The organism is Streptomyces sp. NPDC007346, from assembly GCF_040703535.1.
Classification (GTDB): Bacteria; Actinomycetota; Actinomycetes; order Streptomycetales; family Streptomycetaceae; genus Streptomyces.
In genome coordinates this window covers 1-1,006 of sequence record NZ_JBEYKR010000297.1, presented here as the reverse complement: position 1 = coordinate 1,006, position 1,006 = coordinate 1, and the positions used below count along the sequence as shown (strand labels likewise).

Annotated in this window: 1 protein-coding gene; it reads left to right on the top strand. The window is 74.2% G+C overall.

Annotated elements, in window-relative coordinates:
• Positions 1 to 45: 45 nt before the first annotated feature.
• The coding region (locus AB0917_RS34185; protein ID WP_366823591.1) for a hypothetical protein at positions 46 to 1,006 on the top strand (961 nt) is incomplete at its 3' end.

Below are 1,006 nucleotides of genomic sequence, written 5' to 3'. Positions count from 1 at the left end.
CCTAGCCCTGCCCCGCCCGCCCCCGCACACTCCACCGCGTACCCGATGGCCAAACCCGGCTACGGCAAACGCTCCGCCCCCGACCAACGCCCCCGTACGCGCGACGACTTCTGCCTTCTCCCGACGCGCGAACGCTACGTGGCCGGGTTCGTGGACCACCTCCCCGAGGGCGCGGCGATGAGCGTCAAACACCTGGCCAAGCAACTCCCTCTCTACGGCCAGCAGGCCATCTCCACCGCTCTGAACGCCCTGTCCGTCGCCGGGCACTTGCGACGCGTACGGTGCGCCGTCGGCGCCGGCGACGAGACCCGCTGGGTCTTCCGCACCTTCTGGTCCCGCACCGCACACGACAACGAGTGGTGGAACACCTACCTCGCCACCGAAAACGCCACCACCCAAGCCACCAGACCCACCCCGCCGACCGCCAGCCCTGCCCCGGCCCCTGCCACCAGCGCCGCCCCGGCCGTCAGTGCCGCCCCGCCGGCCAGCCCTGCCCTGGCCGTCAGGGCCGCCCCGGCCACCAGCCCCACGTCGGCGGCAGACGCCGCCCCGACGGCTCCGGCCCCCGACACCCCGGCCTCCGGCGCCCCGGCCCCTCCGCCCTGGGTCCCGGCCGAGGAACCATCACCGCACGCCCTGCCTGAGGACCCGGGTACGGAACAGGCCCCCGAACCCACCGCCGTACCCCACCAACGCCCCCCGGCCCAGCAGCCGTACGACGCACCGGCGCCTCCCGCCCCGGCTGCGACCCCGACAGAGCCAAGCCCCGCCAAGACCACCCCCTCCGAGACCGCCCCCGCCAAGGCCACCCCATCCCCCGCCTACCTCGCCCTGGCCCACCTCGGCCGCAACGACCACCGCCTCGCCCTCTCCGCCCACGACTGCACAACCCTGGAACCACAGGCAGCGGCATGGCTCACCCGAGGCGTAAGCACCGACTACCTCACCAGCGCACTCACCCAAGGACTCCCCACCACGATCGACTCCCCCGTCGCCTTCCTCCGCC